The organism is Anaerostipes sp. PC18 (assembly GCF_039789045.1).
GTDB lineage: Bacteria > Bacillota > Clostridia > Lachnospirales > Lachnospiraceae > Anaerostipes > Anaerostipes hominis.
Genome location: NZ_CP121164.1, coordinates 412,605 through 430,911, shown reverse-complemented (window position 1 = coordinate 430,911; position 18,307 = coordinate 412,605). Strand labels below are relative to the sequence as shown.

At 39.9% G+C, this 18,307-nt stretch carries 16 protein-coding genes and 2 pseudogenes; 3 read left to right on the top strand and 15 right to left on the bottom strand.

Annotation, left to right across the window (positions count from 1 at the left end):
* Positions 1–96: 96 nt before the first annotated feature.
* Genes hpt through P8F77_RS02265 form a run of 3 tightly spaced genes read right to left on the bottom strand, consistent with a single transcriptional unit; the run spans position 97 to position 3,380 of the window.
* Entirely contained in the window at positions 97–621 is a 525-nt protein-coding gene (gene hpt, locus P8F77_RS02275; RefSeq protein WP_024728679.1) for a hypoxanthine phosphoribosyltransferase, read from the bottom strand.
* 16 nt (positions 622–637) lie between these two features.
* Entirely contained in the window at positions 638–1,951 is a 1,314-nt protein-coding gene (tilS, locus tag P8F77_RS02270) for a tRNA lysidine(34) synthetase TilS (protein ID WP_034550212.1), read from the bottom strand.
* Between the two features lie 31 nt (positions 1,952–1,982).
* Positions 1,983–3,380 (bottom strand): SpoIIE family protein phosphatase, encoded by a 1,398-nt coding sequence (locus P8F77_RS02265; protein WP_024728680.1) that lies wholly within the window; start codon positions 3,378–3,380, stop codon positions 1,983–1,985.
* A 151-nt stretch (positions 3,381–3,531) separates the two neighbouring features.
* On the opposite strand from P8F77_RS02265, the gene P8F77_RS02260 reads away from it, so the two are divergent.
* Entirely contained in the window at positions 3,532–4,212 is a 681-nt protein-coding gene (locus P8F77_RS02260; protein WP_024728681.1) for a Crp/Fnr family transcriptional regulator, read from the top strand.
* 48 nt (positions 4,213–4,260) lie between these two features.
* On the opposite strand, the pseudogene P8F77_RS02255 reads toward P8F77_RS02260, so the two are convergent.
* The 12 genes and pseudogenes from P8F77_RS02255 to P8F77_RS02200 form a co-directional block, all read right to left on the bottom strand.
* Positions 4,261–6,748: pseudogene (locus P8F77_RS02255) on the bottom strand (DsrE/DsrF/DrsH-like family protein).
* A gap of 145 nt (positions 6,749–6,893) precedes the next feature.
* Positions 6,894–7,421: a hypothetical protein gene (locus P8F77_RS02250; protein WP_148460289.1), complete on the bottom strand. Its 528-nt coding sequence runs from the start codon at positions 7,419–7,421 to the stop codon at positions 6,894–6,896.
* A gap of 135 nt (positions 7,422–7,556) precedes the next feature.
* Positions 7,557–7,955, bottom strand: coding sequence for a hypothetical protein (locus P8F77_RS02245; protein ID WP_287520150.1), 399 nt, complete (start codon positions 7,953–7,955; stop codon positions 7,557–7,559).
* A 22-nt stretch (positions 7,956–7,977) separates the two neighbouring features.
* Positions 7,978–8,466: a hypothetical protein gene (locus P8F77_RS02240; protein ID WP_287520147.1), complete on the bottom strand. Its 489-nt coding sequence runs from the start codon at positions 8,464–8,466 to the stop codon at positions 7,978–7,980.
* A gap of 212 nt (positions 8,467–8,678) precedes the next feature.
* Positions 8,679–10,154 (bottom strand): RHS repeat-associated core domain-containing protein, encoded by a 1,476-nt coding sequence (locus tag P8F77_RS02235; protein ID WP_347256264.1) that lies wholly within the window; start codon positions 10,152–10,154, stop codon positions 8,679–8,681.
* Between the two features lie 301 nt (positions 10,155–10,455).
* A complete protein-coding gene (locus P8F77_RS02230; protein ID WP_024728690.1) occupies positions 10,456–10,854 on the bottom strand; it encodes a hypothetical protein in 399 nt (132 codons plus the stop codon).
* Between the two features lie 94 nt (positions 10,855–10,948).
* Entirely contained in the window at positions 10,949–12,592 is a 1,644-nt protein-coding gene (locus P8F77_RS02225) for an RHS repeat-associated core domain-containing protein (RefSeq protein WP_347256263.1), read from the bottom strand.
* 703 nt (positions 12,593–13,295) lie between these two features.
* Complete coding sequence (locus tag P8F77_RS02220) at positions 13,296–13,616, bottom strand: TfoX/Sxy family protein (RefSeq protein ID WP_004612621.1); 321 nt, start codon at positions 13,614–13,616, stop codon at positions 13,296–13,298.
* A gap of 26 nt (positions 13,617–13,642) precedes the next feature.
* Positions 13,643–14,038: an SRPBCC family protein gene (locus P8F77_RS02215; RefSeq protein WP_029575615.1), complete on the bottom strand. Its 396-nt coding sequence runs from the start codon at positions 14,036–14,038 to the stop codon at positions 13,643–13,645.
* Positions 14,039–14,280: 242 nt separating this feature from the next.
* Positions 14,281–14,697, bottom strand: a complete 417-nt coding sequence (locus P8F77_RS02210; RefSeq protein WP_005428613.1) for a YjdF family protein — start codon at positions 14,695–14,697, stop codon at positions 14,281–14,283.
* A gap of 351 nt (positions 14,698–15,048) precedes the next feature.
* A complete protein-coding gene (locus P8F77_RS02205) occupies positions 15,049–15,528 on the bottom strand; it encodes an MGMT family protein (RefSeq protein WP_002322212.1) in 480 nt (159 codons plus the stop codon).
* Positions 15,529–15,838: 310 nt separating this feature from the next.
* Entirely contained in the window at positions 15,839–16,510 is a 672-nt protein-coding gene (locus P8F77_RS02200) for a helix-turn-helix transcriptional regulator (RefSeq protein ID WP_002322214.1), read from the bottom strand.
* 548 nt (positions 16,511–17,058) lie between these two features.
* Between P8F77_RS02200 and P8F77_RS02195 the strand changes: the two are divergent.
* Positions 17,059–18,071, top strand: a pseudogene (locus P8F77_RS02195) (replication initiation factor domain-containing protein).
* A complete protein-coding gene (locus P8F77_RS02190) occupies positions 18,071–18,274 on the top strand; it encodes an excisionase (RefSeq protein WP_347256262.1) in 204 nt (67 codons plus the stop codon). Before P8F77_RS02195 ends, P8F77_RS02190 begins: the two are co-directional and overlap by 1 nt.
* Positions 18,275–18,307 lie beyond the last annotated feature (33 nt).

Below are 18,307 nucleotides of genomic sequence, written 5' to 3'. Positions count from 1 at the left end.
TCTGGAAAAATAAATAATCCCCAGACATAAAATGACTGCAAGGAACAAAAAATTGCTGTTTCCTCTTCTTGGGTTCAACTTACTGTCTCCTCTCTGCTATTCTTCTGCGACTCCGATATATGGAAGATTCCTGTAATTTTGTGCAAAATCCAGGCCGTAGCCCACGACAAACTCATCCGGCACGTCAAAACCTGTGTATGCCACTTCCACATCCACCTCCCGGCGCTCCGGTTTATTCAAAAGCGTACAGATACGGAGGCTCCTGGGCTTCCTGCTCAAAAGCATTGGCTTTAAGTGGTTCAGTGTTTTCCCGGAATCAATAATATCTTCCACGATCAGAACTTCTTTATCCTCGATCGGTTCATCCAGATCCTTGGCAATCTTTACGATACCGGAAGACTCTCTGGAATCCCCGTAGCTGGACACGGACATAAAATCAATCGTTACCGGGACTGTGATCCTCTTGGCCAGCTCACACGCAAAAAAGACACCGCCTTTTAAGATCGCGATCAAATGTACTTCCTTTCCCGCATAATCTTTGCTGATCTGGTCCCCCATCTCCTTGATTCTCTTATCCACAGCTTCTTCTGAGATCAACTCTCTAATCTCTGCTTGTTCCATATTTAATGTTTTCCTCCTAATTGTATTCCAATCTTAAATATCTTTTCGTTTTTTCAGAAACCTTATAAAACTCGCTCAGGCGGCGACCGATGATCCATATGATCCGGCTTCCGTCTGCCGCAAGCGGTATCCGGTCCCGCTCTTCTCTCGGAATTTTCTGGTCAATAAAATACCGGCTCAAAGACTTGCTCTTTCCATCTTTTGAAAATACAAAAAAGTCTCCCGGCTTTCTGTACCTCAGTTGGATGTCTTTGTCTATTTTATCATAATCAATGATTTTGGTAAAATCTTTTTCATCCATTTTTTCAAACCGGTTTGTCTCCGTCAGGACCAGCTGTCCCACAGCCGCTTTTTCTGCTGTTGTCTGCTTAGCCTCCACCAAGAGTCCTCCGTATGTTTTCTTTCCAGTAAGTCCATATGGAAGATCAATGGATTTCCCGGTTTCCCTGAAAGCCAGATCACAGAAACTCTGGATATGGATCTTCTCAATATCCTTTTTTCTGCCTGCGGTCTGTTCTATGGCCTGTTTTGCCAAAAGTCTCCTGATCGGCTCCGATTCCTTCAGAAACCGGCCTGTATCGATGAGACATCCCTTTTCATCCTGCTTTACACAGGCTTTCCACGCCTCAGACAACTGCTGTTCCAAATAACGGCTCCACTCTTCTATTTCTTCGGACAGTGAAAATATATGTTCCACAGCCCTTGAATTGACTTCTGTGAGCACCGGAATGACCTGATTGCGGATCTTATTCCTGGCAAACGTATTATCTTCATTACTGGCGTCCTCCATCCAGCTTTGGCCCTTTTCTTTTAAATACTTAAGGATTTCCGTTTTCTTAAGGCACAAAAGCGGCCGGATCACATCTCCCCGGACGGCTTCCATCCCTTTCAGACCCTGTATTCCGGTCCCCCTGGACATCCGGTAAAGAATTGTCTCCGCCTGGTCATTCTGGTGATGAGCCACTGCAATTTTTCCGCCTCCGTGCATATCCAGAACTTTTTGAAAGCATCGGTAGCGGATTATCCGTCCTGCCTCTTCCAGAGACATGGATTCTTTTTCAGCCATGCCTTGCACATCTTCCGAAAAAGTTATCCACGGCACCTTCAGTCTCCGGCATAAGTTTTCCACAAATTCCTGGTCTTTGAAAGCTTCCCTGCGGATACCATGATTGATGTGGACAGCGTGCAATTCAAGTCCATACTCCTGCTTAAGCTCACATAAAAGCAGGAGCAGGCACACAGAGTCTGCTCCTCCGGAGACTCCCACAGCGATGAAATCTCCCTGGCTGATCATATGATGTTTTTTTATAAACCTTAGTACTTTATCCATATCAATACTTTATCATTCCCAATCCAAGGATTCAATACTTATCCCAAATCCCGAGACCAATCATCGTCATGTCATCCTTTTTTTCGTATCCCTCGGTCTTTTCGATCTTCTCCATCAGTTCATCCACAAATCCCTGCGGACGTGTCGTGTGGATCTGCTTCATATACTCCATCAGCAGTTCCACTCCTTTTTCGCCCATGGAGTCGATGATCCCGTCGCTGACCTGTAAAATGAAATCTTCCGCCTCCAGCTTCTTCCGGTGTATAGGCAGTGACTTTTCCTTTAAAACACCTACCGGCAGACTGGGAAGCTGTACCATTTCCACCTGTCCCTTCCGCTTCAGGAAACATGGGCAGGCACCCAGCTTCAGAAAGCTTCCGATCCCCGCGTGCAGGTCAATCTGCAGATAATCAAGGGTCGAATAGCGCTCCTTCTCCGGCCAGAATACAAAAATAGACTGCAGAAGCTGGACGGCTCTTTTCTCATCCAAGCCTACCTCCAGAAGTTCCTCCAGTGTCTCGATAACCGCTTTACTGTCCCTGTTTGCAGCGGTTCCTGTGCCCATGCCGTCGGAGATCATAGAGACAAACCTGTGATTTCCCACAGTCCCCATAGAAAAATTATCCCCATTTTTCATATCTTCTTTCTCTGCCCTGGAAATCACCCCTGTCAGCACATGAAATTTTGTAGCCGCCTGCACCCCCATCATTTCATAGTTCTCCCCGATGGCCTGCTTACCGTTGGGCAGCGGCTGAAGTTTTTCCTGGAGAATGACCGACAGCCACCGGGCTACTTCTTTGGTCGTTACCTCCCTGCCCTTCTGGGCTTTTAAAAACAGGTAAATCTGCTTTCCCCTCATGTCATCTTCATATATATAAACCTTTTTCACTCTCAGATGATGGGCTTTCAGCCCTTTCTCAATAACTTCCTGCATCGGGCGGACTCCGAACAGCTGATATTTCTGGGCCGAGAAGCTTCTGAACATCCTTCCGGCCTCTATGTACTGTTCCCCGATCATCCTGCGCATTTCGATAAACCGCTGTTCACAGGCATACAAAAAAAGCTCCCTTTCATAGATCGTATTGATCTCTTCCACCCACTCCTTCTCTCGCTGGCATTTGCAGACAGAGCGGATATTCTGCACACTGAGGCCTCCCTGCTTCTCCAGAAGTTCCCCCAGCTTGTCCCTGTCATCCAGCGTCAGCCGGCACTTATCTTTTTCCCGGCACAGCATACATTCTTTTAAAATCGTACTCTCTATGATTGTTCTTCCGGTCTTTTTTTCCAAGTCTTCATCCTGCTCTGCACACATCCGCTTTCCGATCGTAGTGAGGCAGTGCTCCATCTGTTTCATATTATATGATATGATATCTTCCAGCTCATTGAAAAATATCTCTTCTACTGGTTCTTTTTTCTTTATAATCGGCATCCTGGACCCTCCTTCAGCTTCTAATTATACAAGGATCTTGTGTCATAATTTGCTGAAACGAATCTAAGGGACCGATTTCCATGCAAACAGCTCTTGTTATTTCTCTTTGGGACAGCTAAAATATATGAAAAGTATTAATTGGAGGTATAGAATGGAGCATGCAGATGAAATCATCCCTATCTTAAAGTCGTCCCTTCCTTTTTGGGAGCACCTGAAAGAAACAGAAAAGAAGACTCTCTCCCAGTGGTCTCAGCTTGTCCGCTACGAAAAAGGAGGGATCATCCGGTGCCAGAACTGTGAGTGTACCGGCGTGCTGATCATCAAAAGCGGAAGTGTGCGGACTTTCATGCTCTCAGAAGAAGGAAAAGAGATCACTCTGTACCGTCTGGAACAGGGAGATGTCTGTGTCCTTTCTGCTTCCTGCGTACTGTCTGCCATCACTTTTGAAGTACAAATGGAGGCGGTAACAGAAAGTGAAATCATACAGATCAGCGCAGGAGCATATTCGGAAATCGTTGACCGGAATATCTATGCGGAAGCATTTACCTATAAGCAGGCCACCGAGCGTTTTTCCGATGTGATGTGGACCATGCAGCAGATTTTGTTCATGAGTTTCGATCAGAGGCTTGCGATCTTTCTCCTGGATGAGAGCGGAAAAACGGGTTCTGACGACATCCATATGACTCACGAACAGATTGCCAAATACACCGGAAGCGCCAGGGAGGTTGTAAGCCGTATGCTGAAATACTTTTCATCGGAAGGTTTGGTAAAACTGTCCAGAGGCGGAGTCACAATCCTTGATAAAAAGGGCATAAAACAGCTGATCAGCTGAAATAAAATGCAGCAAACGGACAGATACCGTTTTGCTGCATTTTGCTGCTTAGATAAAAAGGTTTACATCAGAATTCTCCGCATCTCCCAAATAGGAGGCTACACCTGCGAATTCCACACCGTCGATGATCTCTTCTTTCCTGATACCCATCACATCCATGGACATGGTACAGGCCACCAGCTTCACACCGTTTTCAATGGCCTGTTTCATGAGATTTTCAAGAGTTTCCACATTTTTCTCTCTCATGACCCTCTTCATCATCTTTGTTCCCATACCGCCCATGTTCATTTTTGATAGTTTGAGCTTCCTGCTTCCTCTCGGCATCATGACTCCGAACATCTTTTCCACAACTGATTTTTTTACCCGCTGTTTTTCTGATTTCCTCACAATGTTCAGCCCCCAGAAGGTAAAAAACATTGTGACCGGCCTGCCCATGGCTGCGGCACCGTTGGCGATAATAAAGGAAGCGAGGGCCTTATCCATATCTCCGCTGAACACGACCATCGTTTTGCCCTGCCCGCCGTTTGTGTCAGCGGCTGCCGCACACAGTTCCTGCCCTTCTTTTCCTTTTTTTATAAAGACTACATTTTGTTTTCCGTCCCGCTCCTTCTTTACTAACGTATTTCCTGTTCTCTGGCACCAGGATTCAATATCCCTTGGGAATCCCATGTCTGTGGCCGCCACTTTGACCGTCTCTCCATCCTCCATGGATTCTAAAGTCTCGTGAACCTTCATGATCGGCCCCGGACACTGCAGACCGCAGCAGTCAACAAGCCTTACTTCTTTTGGCTCTGCCTCTGCTGCTTTCAGCTGTTTTTCTTCCCGGCAGGCAGATGGCTCTCCGTCTTTGTAGTGCATAGACTGATAAAAACTCGTTCCTCCTTCCAGCACCTTTACATCTGAAAAACCATTCTGCTTAAGGATTCTGGCTGCGTTGTAGGAACGGACTCCAACTGCACAGTAAGTTACGATAAGCCGGTCCTTCGGCAGTTCAGCCATTCTCTGCCTCAGCTGCCCCAGCGGAATGTGAACAGAGCCCGGAATATGGAATACCATCCGCTCCATCTCTTCGGTTACATCCAAAATGGTTAAGTCCTTCTCCCAGCCTTCTGTTTCGATCCTGTCATCCAGTTCCCGGCAGCTCATGAAGGAGACCATCTTCTCCAAAACATTCTCTGCCGTAAAGCTGAGCATATTTACCGGATCTTTCGCTGAAGAATAAGGAGGAGCATAGGCGAGTTCCAGTTCTTCCAGATCATAGATTGTATTTCCGGAGCGTATGGCGCCTGCGAGCACGTCGATCCGTTTATCCACACCTTCCTGCCCCACTGCCTGTGCGCCAAGAATGTTTCCATCAAGGTCAAACAACAGCTTTAATGTAACCGGAACAGCACCAGGGTAATATCCCGCATGGGATTTTTGATTGATCAGTACAGTTTCATAGTCCTTCCCCCGGACCTTCCCCTTACGGATCAGCGTTTTTTCATTGACCCCTGCTGCCGCGGCTGTCAGGTCAAATACCTGGACAACTGAAGTCCCAAGAGTTCCCTTATATTTCTTCTGTTCTCCTGCAATATTATCCGCACAGATCCTTCCCTGTTTGTTGGCCGGTCCGGCTAAAGGGATCATTGCAGGTTCTTTCAGTACATAGTTTTCAACCTCTATGACATCGCCTACCGCATATATATTCTCTTCGGAAGTCCGGAGCATCTCATCCGTTAAAATACCGCCCCTGGCGTTAAGTTTCAAACCCGCTTTCCTCGCAAGCTCACTGTTTGGACGCACTCCTATGGACAGCAGGACCATATCTGTCTGTAATTCCTTCCCGCTGTTCAGCGCAATAAACGTTTTCCCGTCTTTATATTCAAAAGATGCCACGCCATCTCCCAGTATCAAGCTGACACCGTTCATTTCTATGTTTTCATGAAGAAGCTGGGCCATCTCGAAATCCAGAGGGGCCATGACCTGGTCCTGCATCTCCACAATGCTCACCTCAAGTCCAGCCCTGTTAAGATTCTCCGCCATCTCAAGGCCGATGAATCCGCCGCCGATTACCGCCGCCGATTACCGCTGCTGTCTTCGGCTTTTTTGTCTCTATGACTTTCTTTATTCTGTCTGTGTCCGGAACCGTCCAAAGAGTATAAATATCCGGTCCGTCAATGCCAGGAATCGGAGGCACGACCGGAGAGGAGCCTGTGGCGATCACCAGATAATCGTAGCTCTCCTCATACGCTCTGCCCTCCTTTAAATCTTTTATGGTCACTGTCTGATCTTCCGGGTTAATTTTCACAGCTTCATTCCGCACTCTGACATCTACGTTAAATTTCTTTTTCATGGCCTCCGGAGTCTGAAGAAGCAGAGACTCCCTGTTTTTGATCACATCCCCTACATGATACGGAAGCCCGCAGTTGGCATAGGAAATATATTCACCCCGTTCCAGAAGAACAATTTCCATGCTCTCATCTTTTCTCCGAAGTCGGGCCGCTGTCGTTGCCCCGCCTGCCACACCGCCGATGATCACTGTTTTTTTCCTCATATTTTCCACCTCACATTTTTTAAAATATCATATCTGGTGTTATCATATCTGAAATGAAGTGATCATTCTGTGACCATGTCACACAGGAAAATATTATTCATGTCTGAAATCATAGACATCTTTATGGATGTCCAGTGTTTTTCCGTTAATTATCTATTTTTAACATATGATAGAAATCATCTTTATCATCTGGATAACCACAAAATAACAAGTCATCTACTACAAGCAAAGCATACCAATCATTATTTGGCATTTTAATCTTTTGTTCCTGCTCAGAATCCAAGTGATAGATTTGTATATGCCTTTCCTCTGAGCTATCCCAATGAGTATTATATCCAACAATCATAGAGGAGTTATAAACAAACTCATAAGAATTGTCGGAAAAACCATGTTGTATTTTGTCTTTCTTATGATCTCTATATTGGTATAATCTCACCTTACCATCCTCACCCCAGCAAATATAATATACTTTCCCTTGATTCTCTACAATTCCCTTATATAGAACTATATTATCCTCATACTGCAGTTTATTTTTCCATGCTTGTCCTCGTACAATCTTACCCTTTCGAGTCTTTAAATCAACCTTATTTATTCCTACCTCCCCATGTTCTATATAATATAAATTGTCCCCAGAAAAACATGGCTTTCTTATATCTTCTGCAATCTTTTCCATTTTCTTGTTCTTAGGAAAGAATCGAAAAATAGTATTACCTTCATCACCTTCGGCTAACAAGTATATTTCATTGTTATATAATTTAATTCCATGGATCCACTCTATCTCTTTTTTATCTTTTGCAGAAAGAAGTTTTTAAATGTTTTTTCCATTCAGATCACTTTTAAAAACACAATTATTATGAACGTAATATAAACTGTCTTTTGATAATTCCAATCCACCTTCACTTTGTACTTCCGACTTCTCATCTGGACTTATGATTGTTGTTCTTTTATGATTCTTTTTGTTGATTCTAACGATTTCCTGATTTTCCGTTTCATAAAAAACAAACTGTTCGTTTTGAACGATCGTTGATGAATATTCAGGATCATAGACTCCCGCTAATTTGTCATTTTTTAAATCGAACATATCTGATAAATGTTCTTTTTCCCTCTGACACCCTACAAAAGTTAAACTAATTATTAATGAAAATAAGATATTGCTTTTATATCTTAATCTTTTCATATCAATACCGCTTACTTCTTTTTTCATCATTCACCATTGTTTCAAATACTTTTTACTTAAAATAACTCCATATCTTTCTTATTGTGGGCCCGCCATAGCGAATCTCTGGTTTTAAAACAGCACTTTTTGATGTTTTTCCTTCCATCCAATTTATTTTTAAAATAACTTCAGGAATATCGACACCTCCAAATTCCCACACTAGATAATATTTCTCCTTATTTTCATTAATAAATCGATCTTTTGTTATTGAATCGCCTTTTCCATTAACTCTTGGTTTTATTTTACCTCCGTATTTTTGAGCATCACCATTGTAATTTATTTTTACATCTATGACTCCGATATCTCCTGTTTTATTTCCTTCATAATATAAATCTCCAGTCCAATCTCCCCCTTCATAAACAATGTACCCATACAATCTCCATTTTCCATCGCTGCTTTCCGCATAACAATATGGGTATTTTTTTAAATCCTGTATATATATTACTACGCATGTTCCTAGAATAAAAATTATTCCGATAATCAAAGATTTCTTTTTAATCATATGATTTTAACTCCTTTAAGTTTAAATTAAGCAACTTTCTGCAATTTGAGAAAACATAATTTATCTTATTCTTATAATTCGATATCCATTTTGATTTTTTATACTATTTATTGACTTTGCTTTATGTTTATTAGAATGTCCCGCATATTTCCATTTTCCTTTAGAACCACGTGAAATAATTATAGAATGATGCCAACCGTTCTTACGTTCTCTTAACTGTACAACATCTCCTTTTTTCGCTTTTCTTTGTAATATTTTTTAGAACTACAAAATATAATTTTTGCTCCATGTTTCTTCCAATAAGTATAAAAATCTTTAACCGCTGTCCAAGAACTTGATTCTTTCCAATGGGTTGGTGGACCATAGTTACCATGATACTCTTGGCGCTTTATAGAATACCAATAGCTTGTAGTTCTAGAAATACGACGACGATGAAAAAGAAAAAGTGGTTTCTTCATACTTTTACCACCTGCATGTACACATTGTGAAACAAAATTCGTGCAATCACCTTGTCCAGTATGATTAGCATATTGAGGATTAAATTTCATTCCCCATTTGTATGCATAGTTTGCTGCTTTACTTGGTGAATACTTATGTCCACTGGGATCTACATAATTTATCCGATTGTCTTTACAATATACATACAAATGCTGTGTATCCGGCTGATTCACTTCTCCTCGATAAGTATCCTCAGACAAAAACCTTCCGTCCTCCGGATTATAATACCGTGCATTCAGATAATAAAGCCCCGTCGTCTCATCATATCTTCCGCCAGTATAACATGTCTCGTTTCCGGATGTGTTTTCTCCAACACTTGTTGTCTCCCCAAAGTCCTCATAACGATAAGACACATCCGCTTTTCCATCGTCTTTCACAAGATTGGTCGTACTTCCCTGAACATCCTTGTTATACACATAATACGCAGCATCATTGCCCGTATACCTCTGGGTTCCTATGATATTTCCGTCAGTTCCCAAAAGATCCTGAGACTTCTGCTCTCCTTTTCCATCGGTCGTATAAGAGACCACGCCATCCTGATAATAATAGTTGGTCGTCTGATCTCCTTCCACTCTCTGGATTCTCTGCCCGTCTCCATTGTAACGGTTCTGTTGCACAATGGCATTTTTACCATCTTTGTTGACAGAAACTTCGGTCAGCCGGTTCTCTGCATCATAAGCGCGGTAAAGGATTTCTCCGGTTTTACTATTGGTCTGTCCGATCTCATTTCCATTCTTGTCATAGGCATACTGCTTGTTCTCCTGTGCTGTGCCATCTTTCCAAGTCGTAGAAGCTGTCACCTGATCCAGACCATTATAGTCATAGGTCGTCTTCGACTCCCCTTTGTCTTCGGCTAAACGGTTTCCAACCTTATCATAGGTATAGCGTTTCGTCTCATTGACTTTTTCTTCATTCTTTTGAGGATAGTTGTTTACCTGCGTCTTTTCTACAATGTTGGAATTTTTATCATAGGAGTAGGCATAGGACTCCATAACTGTTTCTGGATGTTCCAAATTTGTGTAGACCATCTTTGCCACACGGTCAAAAGAATCATAGGTATAGGTCTTTTTGACTGTCTTATCACCATCCGATAAGAGATTTCGGTAATCCTTGATCTCTGTTACTTTTCCATAGCTGTCATAAGCATAAGTCCGCACAGTTGCTTCTTTTACATCACTTCCTTTATACACATCCGCTTTGATCAAAGACAGCCAGCCGTCGCTGGTGTAATGATAAGAAAGGCTTCTTACCCCATCTTTTTTCGTTGGATAGGTAACTTTCGTAAGTTTGCCTTCTGCGTCGTAAGTATATTTAATCGCATGGCTTTTGATCTCGTCAGCTGTTGGCCTCTCTGACTGACTCAGTTCCGCATAAGTTGTCTTTCTCTGAAGCCCGTCATACTCACACTCTGTATAGCGGTAAGCTGTTTGCGTGTTTCTTGGCTATTTAATTAGCGATGAATATTATTGAATCAATGGAGATATCTTCACTTTATGTTTCTTCCATTTTCACACTTGCCTTTTGATATTTTGATTTAATAAAATTCTTCATTTTATTTTCAGTTTTACATTTAAATATACATTTTCTCGTTCGTTTATCAATACAATAATATGTCTGTTTTTCTTTTTCATAAACAATGATAAAATCTTTATTACTAAAATATTTTTGAATATTCCCTTCAACTATGCTCTCTCCTTGACCATCCATCGCTGATTTGTTATTCTCAAAATAGCATAGTTGCCAGCATTTTGAACTAGAGGCTATTAGTTGATATCCATCATTTAAGTCATAACTGGGATCTCGTCCTGTATCATCTGTAACTAACACATAAAAACACATTGCACCAAAAATCAAGACAATTACAGCCATTACTTGTACTACTTTTTTCATATATATCCTTTCTGCAATCTTATGCTTGTTCTATATTATATGGCCTTACATCAAAATAGATCATTTTTGATGTAAGGCTCTTTTACAATAACTGTTATTTACGATAAAATTTTGTTGTAAATTTCCATTTGTATGGACGAACCACTTTACCTCTTTGAGGATAATATCCGAAAATATTGTTGACTAATGTTTTTATTATCCCTTGCCTTTTAAAACTAAATTTTGCAAAATCATAAGTGTCTTTTAATGCTAATTTAATCTTATATCCTTTTTTCGTTTTCTTATATACAGTCATCCTTATATTTCGAATGTGACCTACAGAATAAGCTAAATCTCTATCTTCAGAAAATCCAAATGTACCTTTTGGTTTCCAGGTAGCTTTTTTCTTTTTATTAGCTTTCTTTCTTAATCCTTTAAAAATTCTATATAATTTTTCAGAATTTTTCAGCCTGCTCTTAAACACCTTTTTAAAATTAAGATACGAAACATTTGATAAATTAATTCTCTTTGAATGTTTACTCAATGCAAACCAATACATTTTAACTGAAAGTTCCATGGGATAATGTCCACTTGGATCTGCATAGTTAATCGGATTATCTGCACAATACGCATACAAATGCTGTGTATCCGGCTCGTTTGTCTCCCCACGGTAAGTATCCTCAGACAAAAACCTTCCGTCCTCCGGATTATAATACCGTGCATTCAGATAATAAAGCCCCGTTGTCTCATCATATCGTCCGCCAGTATAACATGTCTCGTTTCCGGATGTGTTTTCTCCAACACTTGTTGTCTCCCCAAAGTCCTCATAGCGGTAAGACACATCCGCTTTTCCATCATCTTTCACAAGATTGGTCGTACTGCCCTGAACATCCTTGTTATACACATAATACGCAGCATCATTGCCTGTGTATCTCTGGGTTCCTATCACATTCCCGTCAGTTCCCAAAAGATCCTGAGACGTCTGCTCTCCTTTTCCATCGGTCGTATAAGAGACCACGCCATCCTGATAATAGTAGTTGGTCGTCTTATCTCCTTCCACTCTCTGGATTCTCTGCCCGTCTCCATTGTAACGGTTCTGCTGAACAACCGCATTCTTTCCATCTTTGTTCACAGAGAATTCGGTCAGGCGGTTCTCCGCATCATAGGTACGGTAAAGGATCTCCCCTGTTGTTCCATTGGTCTGTCCGATCTCATTTCCGTTCTTGTCATAGACATACTGCTTATTCTCTTGTACGGTACCATCTTTCCATGTGGTCGAAGTTTTCACCTGATCCAGTCCATTATAATCGTAGGTCGTCTTCGTATCCCCTTTGTCTTCAGCCAGACGATTTCCAACCTTATCATACGTATAGGTCACGGTCTGTTTGCTGTCGTCTTTCCTGTGATCTGTCGTAACCGCCTTTACAAGCCTTCCCAGAGAATCATAAGTATAGTGCTTTGTCTCATTGACCTTTTCTTCATCCTTTTGAGGATAGTTGTTTACCTGCGTCTTTTCTACAATGTTGGAATTTTTATCATAGGAGTAGGCATAGGACTCCATAACTGTTTCTGGATGTTCCAAATCTGTGTAGACCATCTTTGCCACACGGTCAAAAGAATCATAGGTATAGGTCTTTTTGACTGCCTTATCACCATCCGATAAGAGATTTCGGTAATCCTTGATCTCTGTTACTTTTCCATAGCTGTCATAAGCATAAGTCCGCACAGTTGCTTCTTTTACATCACTTCCTTTATACACATCCGCTTTGATCACGGACAGCCAGCCGTCACTGATATCATGATAAGAAATCCATTTTCTAAATCAACATAATAGTTTGAAACATCATCTTTTAAAAGTTCTTCTACCCAGAAACTATTTTCAACATTTAACTCATATTCACTTATAAACAATGTTTCTCTCTTACCTCAAAATCTAGGCTGTTCTTCAAATTTCTCTAATTCTTTCTGTACAAGATTGTTATAAAGAATATGCTGCAATTATTACTTCATCCTCATCAGCATTTTCTTCGTCCTAGTATTAAAACCTTACTTCATAAACATCCATACCCGTATGCCTTTCTGTATTTAATCTCTTCTCATTGTTTTATCGTAATCTTTTTTATTTTCCTTTGGTCATTTTAAATCTATCCCTTTGCTGATATAACTACTTAATATTATATCAGCAAAGAGACATCCTTCCGAAAAATTGGTTAAAGATTTATATATAAATTTTATATCTAATTTTCGATTATCCGCATAAACACTATACTTTCAAGTATTTTGAAGTATAGAAAAAACTCATTTTACCACGAATTTACCACGATTGAATGAGCCTTGATATGACCTATAAAATAACACCCAAAAGACATCATTACACCTAAATGGTGTCTTTTTAAAAAGCAGTCAATCCTAAAACTAACTGCTTTGTGTATATGGATATGAAATTGTAAACTAGAAGCTGTTTATTTTTTCTTTTTAGGTTTTGGCGTTGGTAGTTCATCATACATCACATCAAATAACCCCGTCAGAAAATCTTTATTATCAACTTCTTCCACCAATAACATTTCTTTGGCGTTTTCGTATGGAATTTCATAAGTAACTGTTGGCATATAAGAAATTGCAGACTTTGTTGGTTTTACCAGTAACCTATCATCATATATACCGCCAACGATTTTTCCACGATAATAGATAATAAATTCTCCCATCATTGCACGATATGTTATTTCTTGTAATTCTGATAACTGTTCTAAAACAAATTGTAAATAATCTTTACTTGAAGCCATTTCTAAATCTCCAATCTTGAATTTTATTATTCCAATGCTTTCTTTAAGTCCAGAACAAATTGCTTTTGTTGTTTTTTCAAATAGGTTTTTACAAAAGGTTTCATAAACCACTTTTTAGGTATCACATTTTCTGTAAAGTCTATTTGTGTTTCATTCCCTTTGTCTGTAAAAATACCAATCCAGTGACCTTTCATGTTGCTATTATCCATATCAAATTCCCAGCGTTTATATGGTTCTACAACGGTAACGGTAAATGTAGTAGCATATCCATTTTTTGTGTATTCAATAAATTGTTTGTCATTTATTATTTCTGTTTTGCTCAAATCACTTCGCCATGAGTTATATTTATCAACAGCTAAAACAATGTTCCAAACTTTTTGAATATCATTACTAATAATTGTATTTATATTTGAAATTGCCACTTTTTCATTTCCCCTTTTTAAATTACCGTTTATCGTTTTTTCATATCCACATTATAACATTCTCATATCAGCACTACAATAAAATTTTATGCACCGATAATCTTATTGAACAGCTCTAACAGACACCATTTCATCACTCCAATCTGAAATTTTGATAAGAAAAAAGCAGTCAATCATAAGACTAACTGCTTTGTGTAGATATGAACTTATAAAATATTTAGTTTATGATATTGCAACATCATTTAATGTCCTCTGTGTTTTGCTTTTTTCTTTTGTTGCTTCAACTTAAACTTTTGTTCTGCGTCCATTTGCTTTTTATGTTTGGAATTAGATTTATATTCTTCTTTTTTTAATTCATGTTGTAATTTTAAAGCTTGTTGCGATTTTGTCCCAATTCCATTGTTCTGTAATTGTTTCTTTACATCTCTAAGAACTCTTTTAGGATTTTTCTTATCCTTTTTTACAATCGTTTCAACTGCTGGACTAAATTGTAAATCATAATAATGTTTCAACACAAATTCTTGAATATCGTAATCTTTTGGCTCTGCACCAAATGTTACCTTTGCTACGGAAAGTTTTCCATCACAAATTCTTTCAAAAACTCCAACCCAAAAAGGTTCTGCAAAATACACAGTCAATTTACATTTTATTGTCTTCATATCAATCCCTCCTTGTTTATTTCCAAACAAAGAACGGACAACCCGGAGGGGCAGGTTACTTACCCTATAAACATAGGACGGCTGGGCTACCTACCAGCTCTCACATAATAAAATGCTTTGCGTTTTTATCTTTGTCATTTTAGATAATCATTATTTGATTACCTTTCTTGAAAATTATACCATTCCTATATCAGCACTACAATAAAATTTTATGCACCGATAATCTTATTGAACAGCTCTAACAAACACCATTTCATCACTCCAATCTGAAATTTAGGTATGAAAAAAGCAGTCAATCCTAAGACTAACTGCTTTGTGTATAGAGATATGAAATTGTGAAATAGAATTTGCCTATTTCAAATCAAAAAGAGAATTTTCATAGTCCTTTACATAGTATCGTATATTTTTACGCCCCTTTTGAATAATGGTATGTCCCTCTGCTTCTAATTTTTCTTTCTGTGCTTCAATACCATTTGGATATTTAGCATTTAATTCTCCGTTTGCTTTTAATGTTCTCCAATAGGGTGTTTCATCTTCGGAACGCTGATAACTCGCCCACGCTACAATAGAAACAAATATACCCGCTGTAATCGGCTCTGTAAAATCTGCACCACTCAATTTTGCAAAGTGTTCTCGTATTTTTCCAACCGTAATCACTTTACCATACGGAACTTTTTTCATTACTTTGTCATAGTCAATCGGGGGAGCAAAATACATTTTGTTTCCACCATATTTCTCAATACTTTTCTGGTCTATGATAATTTGAAATTTTGGCATATCCTTACTATCATGCAACATAGCATTAAAATCTTTTTTATCTTCATTTGCCATTTGTGCCACCTCCTACTTTAAGGATAGTCTGTTTCTTATTTCCATGCAATGAGGCTGTTTGAAAATTATTAACACTTTCAAATTTGTCGCTTTCTTCATATCCATATTATAACAGTTCCATATATCCGCCACAATAAAAATCAGCATACCCTTAGCATTTATGGAACAAAAATGCACACTTTTTCTTTCTTCCTCTTGATTACCCCACAACAGAAAAGAAAAAGCCCTGTCAAGAGCCTTGCCACCATTGGTGGTGCTTTGCACTCTTTACTGGGCTTTTTGTTTGCTGTATCTTCCATGCAAGAGGAAATTAAAGACCTCTGTTCCATTTCGCCTTTAGATAATCTTCATAGTCTGCTTCATTGAAGTCTACTTGTGGAGAAGTGTCGGGAATGTTGTTTCTGTTGTCTATATCCGCAAGCTGACGAAATATCCAATCATCATAAGGGTCATGGTATTTATACTCTTTGGGCTGTTCTCTGTATCGGTCTAACCCTCGCATTTCCTTATGTACTTTTATCATGCGTTCCAGTTTTTGACGCTGTATCAACTGCTTGATTTCCATAAGTTCTTCCAACTCCGTAACCTCATTGGTAATGTAGTTATGGATATACTGTATGAGTTTATATGCCTTGTAAAATGTGCATTCTTTTTCATCATCGAAAAATTCATTTTCAGACAGGTAATCTAAGGAAACATTGAAGTCTTGTTCCCGTTTGATAATATCCATGATATAGGGCTCAGTGTGGTCAATATACTTCCATTCTCCCGACAATAATTCATTGGGTGTTACTCCCAGCACGTCCATTATCTTTTCCAGCGTATCAAAGGTAGGATAATTCACGCCACGTTCAATCTTGGAAAGGCTCTGCATATTGATACCGATTTTGTCCGCAAGTTCCTGTTGTTTCATTCCTCTATGCTTTCTTATGGTCTGTATGTTCTCTCCTAAGAAACTGATTTTCTTTTCGTAATGCTCCATGACTTAGTATAAACACTCCTTTCATTGCTTTTCTTGGTATTTATAAGCATATAATACTTAATATATATCTAAAGGTCAAGAAAAATATCTTGGCAAGTAATTCTAATGGCGTTATTATCATATCAGATAGAGTGATTAAGCACGCTAGGGTCAATCACACGCTTGAGTAAGCATAGAAAAGAGTTGTTTTCGCTTTGATAGCATGAATACGCATGGACTATCCGACCGAAAACAGGGTTTCTGACTGGGGCTGTCCCGTTTAGCCACGAGCCTTACAAGGCTCGTGAGCGTTAAGAACGGGGCAGGCACAGGAAGAAAAGGAACGCCGCAGGCGTTCGTACAGGGCGTATAGGTAACACCGCCCTGCGCATACATGTCATAGTACCTAGAAACTGTGATAAATAAAGGACAAAACACGATTTTTACCCCCCCCCGCAAAAAATCGGGGAGTACGAAAGGAGCAATGCACTATCGCAACACATGAAAATGTATCCGTAAAGATTGATTACATCAGTATCGTATTTGATACGGCAACGGCAGAAGATGTTATCCGCTATATTTTACAACTGCCGACCGATATTTTCCATGTCTATCCCGCAACGGTCAAATTCAAGACCTATCAGACACGCTGGGAAATCGGGGACATTTATGTATCGGGAAACGCAAAAAAGACAGAGGACAACCCACAAGGGTTAGGCTGTTATCTTGTTATGACTGGCAGAGGTTGTGATGATATTTTCCGTATTCTCAACAGCAGAAATTATACCTTTGGGGATATGTTCAAACATTGTGAAAGAAGATACGGACTGGATAATTTCCACTTCACAAGACTTGATATTGCCATTGATGATAAGAACGATAAGCCATTCTTTACCATAGAGCAGATAAAGAAGAAATGCGAAAAAGAGGAATTTATTTCCAATAGTGAGGGCTACCACTTTGATGAAAGCAAGTTTGACGATTTCGACACCGCAAAAACGGTTTATATCGGTGCTGGGAAATCGGATTGTCCTACCGCTTTTATGACAAGGATAAGGAAGTCTGTTCAAAATATAATAAGACGCTTGATGAAGTCGGCAGTTGGAAACGCACAGAAATGCAACTGCGTGATGATAAGGCTCATGCCTTTGCCATGACGTTCAAGGACAGACCGCTGGAACTTGGGGAACTGGCTTTCGGACTATTGGCAAACAACCTACGCTTTGTCGTAGCAAATGAAAATGAAAGTAATAAAAGCAGGTGGAAAACGTGTCGGTTTTGGGAACGCTTTTTAGGGGCTGTGGAAGTCTTGAAACTGCAAGTACCCAAACTACATAATTCCCTTGAAGAAACACAGCAATGGCTCACAGAGGGTGGCGTGATTTCTGCTGTCAAAAGTTTTTATTTCTTGGAAGAACATGACGCATTAGGTGGACTGGAACGGGTGGGAACTATGCTTGATAAGGCAAGATACAGCACTTCCCTTTCCAGTAAACTGACCGCTCATTTACAGAGGATAAACCGCACCGACCTTATCCCCTATATCCAGTATGACACGAAACATGGGAAAGGGGGTATCTGATGAATAACAACGATATTCCCGTATGGGAAAAATATGCCCTTACCATTGAAGAAGCGTCAAAGTATTTCCGTATCGGAGAAAACAAGTTAAGACGATTGGCAGAGGAAAACAAGGACGCTGGCTGGCTCATTATGAATGGCAACCGCATACAGATTAAACGCCGACAGTTTGAACAGGTCATTGACAAATTGGACGCTATCTAGTGCAAATGAGCCTTGTATGTGTTATGATGAACA